This is a genomic window from Spirillospora sp. NPDC046719 (genome assembly GCF_040645715.1).
Taxonomy (GTDB): domain Bacteria; phylum Actinomycetota; class Actinomycetes; order Streptosporangiales; family Streptosporangiaceae; genus Spirillospora.
Genome location: NZ_JBEYYT010000704.1, coordinates 1 through 3,331 on the forward strand (window position 1 = coordinate 1; position 3,331 = coordinate 3,331).

Consider the following 3,331-nt stretch of genomic DNA (forward strand, 5'->3'; position numbering starts at 1 on the left):
CCGCCTCGGCGCGGCCCTGCGCGACGGCGGCCGTCAGCCGGTTCAGGAAGGGGAAGAGCGCGGAGACGACCTGCCCGTACAGGCCGGGCGGCACCTCGGCGTCCAGCGCGTCGGCGACCCGGGACAGGTGCCGGACGGCGACGCGGGTCGCGACGTTCGCCGCGTTCTGCAGGGCGCTCGCGGCGCGGCCCTCCTGCACCTCGGCGGCGCCGACCCGGCGGAAGAAGGCGAGGAGGTCGTCCGGCGGCGGGCCGGGCCGCTCGACGAGGCCGGCGAACGCGCCGATCGCGCATCCGGCGGCGAACTCCAGCGCGTCCCGGCAGGCGGGGGCGGCGTACTCGGGGACCTCGCGCCGCACCTCCTCGACGGTCTCCGCGACGATCGCGGGGACGGCGTCGCGCAGCGCGCCGCCGAGGACGCGCCGCACGCGGGCGTCGCGACCGAGGTCCGGTTCGACGGCGTTGCCGGGAGCCCTCATCGCACACGCCCCTCCCGAGGTGCCCCGCCGGGCACCGTATCGCCGATCTATGTACCGCAAATTAACGGAACAAGCGTGTACGGCTCATTCGAGTGCTGTCAAGACACACGGACCACAGATGTACGTACCGCATGTTCACGGGACGATGGCCTCGCAGCTCCCGAACGACGGTCCTGCCGGGCGCCCGGCGGCCAGCGCGTCGAGGCGCTCCAGGAAGAGGCCCTCGCGCAGCGCCCACGGGCACACGTCCAGCCCGTCGAGCCCGAGGACGTCCATGACCGCCTCGGCGACGATCGCGCCGGCCAGGATCTGGTGCGCCCGCGACGCCTTCACCCCGCGCAGCCTCGCGCGCTCCTCGTCGGGCAGCTTCGCCAGCGTCGGGATCCAGCCGTGCAGGTCCGCGCGTTCGAGGCGGCGCGGCGCGTACAGCCCGGCCTTGGCCTTCGGCGCGCCGCACAGCCGGGCCAGCTGGGTGAACGTCTTGGACGTCGCGACGGCCCGGACCGGCGCGGGCCGTTCGACGATCTCGGTCGTCGCCTCCTTCAGCACGGACCGCACGTGCGCGCGCAGCGCCTTGCGGGTGCGCTTGCGGACCGGCGGCCGGCCCTGCAGGTGGTGCCGGGTGAGCCGGCCCGCGCCGAGCGGGAGCGACAGCGCGATCTCGGGCCCGTCCCCCGCCCCGTAGGCCAGTTCGAGCGATCCGCCGCCGATGTCGGCGAGCAGCAGCGGCCCCGCCGACCAGCCGTACCAGCGCCGCACGGCCAGGAACGTCAGCCGCGCCTCCTGCTCGCCGGACAGGAACCCGAGCGTGACGCCGGTCGCGGCGCGGACCTCGGCGGTGACGTCGTCGCGGTTGGCGGCGTCGCGCAGCGCGGACGTGGCGAGCGGCAGCAGCTCCCCCACCCCGGCGGCGGACGCGGCGGCGGACGCCTCCCGGACCGCGCCGATCAGCCGCCCGACGGCGGGCCGCCCGATCACGCCGTGCCGGTCGGTGGACTCGGCCAGCCGCACCGCGGTCTTCACCGACCGCACGGGCGCGGGCGCCTCTCCGGGGCTGAGGTCGGCGATGCGCAGGTGGGCCGAGTTGGAGCCGATGTCGAGGACGCCCAGGCGCAGCCGGCCGCCCTGGGCGGTGTCGCTGTCGGTGTCGCTGTCGGTGTCGCTGTCGGTGTCGCTGTCGCCGGGGCTGTCCGCGAGGGGGTTCATGGACATGGATTACCCGGGTTTTACCCGTCCAGTCCGGGGCGCCGGCCGCCCGCGTTTCACGCCGGTGCGCCGGGTAGTTGCCGCCGTAGACCCGCTCTAGGAGGAACACATGAAGGCGCTCACCTGGCACGGCAAGCGCGACGTCCGCGTCGAGGACGTCCCCGACCCGAAGATCAAGGAACCGGACGACGCGGTCATCCGGGTCACCTCGTCCGGCATCTGCGGTTCCGACCTGCACCTGTACGAGGTGCTGGGGCCGTTCATGAGCGAGGGGGACGTGCTGGGCCACGAGCCGATGGGGATCGTCGAGGAGACCGGCCCGGACGTGCAGCACGTCAAGCCGGGCGACCGGGTGGTCATCCCGTTCAACATCTCCTGCGGCCGCTGCCACATGTGCGAGCTGAAGCTGTTCGCGCAGTGCGAGACGACGCAGGTCCGCGAGAGCAACATGGGCGCGGCGCTGTTCGGCTACACGCGGCTGTACGGGCAGGTCCCGGGCGGTCAGGCGGAGTACCTGCGGGTGCCGCAGGCGCACTTCGGCCCGATCAAGGTGCCGGAGGGGCCGCCGGACGAGCGGTTCGTCTACCTGTCGGACGTGCTGCCGACGGCGTGGCAGGCGGTGCAGTGGGCGGAGATCCCCGAGGGCGGCTCGGTGACGGTGCTCGGGCTCGGCCCGATCGGCCAGATGTCGGCGCGGATCGCCCGCCATCTCGGCCACCGGGTCATCGGCGTCGACCTCGTCCCGGAGCGGCTGGAGATGGCCCGCCGGCACGGGATCGAGGTGATCGACGCCGACGACGCCGACGACGTGCCGGACGCGGTCCGGCAGATCACCGGCGGGCGCGGCACCGACTCGGTGATCGACGCGGTCGGGATGGAGGCGCACGGCTCGCCGGGCGCGAAGCTGGCCCAGACGCTGACCGGGCTGATGCCGGGCAACAGCGCCGCGCCGCTGATGCAGCGGGTCGGCGTGGACCGGCTCGCGGCGTTCCTGACCGCGATCGAGGTGGTGCGCCGGGGCGGGACGATCTCGCTGAGCGGCGTGTACGGCGGCATGACCGACCCGCTGCCGATGCTGCAGATGTTCGACAAGGGCATCGCGCTGCGGATGGGCCAGGCGCACGTCAAGCGCTGGATCGACGACCTCATGCCCCTGGTCACCGACGACGCCGACCCGCTCGGCGTCATGGACCTCGCCACCCACCGCGTGCCGCTGGAGAAGGCGCCGGAGGCGTACGAGATGTTCCAGAAGAAGCAGGACGGCGCCATCAAGGTGCTGGTGCAGCCCGGCGCCTGACGCGCCGGGCCGCACCCGCCCCGCGGGCGGCCGCCCGCCCCCGCGGGCGGCTACTCGCCCCGGCGGTGGGTGAGCGCGATGTCGAGGTCGTCGCGCCCGGCGCCGGACAGGTCGAGCGGCACCGCGACCGGCGGGTACCCGGACGCGACGACGGTGTAGTCCTCGGGGGCGAGGCCCTCGAACGCGTAGGCGCCGTCCGGGCCGGTGCGTGCGGTGGCGACGACGTTCCCGGCCTGGTCGACCAGCGACACGTGCGCGTCGCCGAGCGCCTCGCCGCCGCGGCCTCGGACGGTGCCGCGCAGCGCGGGCCCGGCGGGCAGCTCGATCTCCACCGGTGGCGGATCGCCGCC

4 protein-coding genes are annotated in these 3,331 nt (G+C 74.7%); 1 reads left to right on the top strand and 3 read right to left on the bottom strand.

The window, feature by feature from the left end:
* Positions 1–478: RsbRD N-terminal domain-containing protein (locus ABZ914_RS48900; RefSeq protein WP_500201445.1), on the bottom strand; the 478-nt coding region annotated here is incomplete at its 3' end.
* 135 nt (positions 479–613) lie between these two features.
* On the bottom strand, positions 614–1,684 hold the full coding sequence (locus ABZ914_RS48905; protein ID WP_500201446.1) for a Ppx/GppA phosphatase family protein: 1,071 nt from the start codon (positions 1,682–1,684) through the stop codon (positions 614–616).
* Between the two features lie 109 nt (positions 1,685–1,793).
* Between ABZ914_RS48905 and ABZ914_RS48910 the strand changes: the two genes are divergently transcribed.
* Entirely contained in the window at positions 1,794–2,981 is a 1,188-nt protein-coding gene (locus tag ABZ914_RS48910) for a zinc-dependent alcohol dehydrogenase (protein WP_500201447.1), read from the top strand.
* A 50-nt stretch (positions 2,982–3,031) separates the two neighbouring features.
* Here ABZ914_RS48910 and ABZ914_RS48915 read toward each other — a convergent pair.
* Positions 3,032–3,331 (bottom strand): carboxypeptidase-like regulatory domain-containing protein (locus tag ABZ914_RS48915; RefSeq protein ID WP_500201448.1); only part of this gene is annotated, 300 nt, incomplete at its 5' end.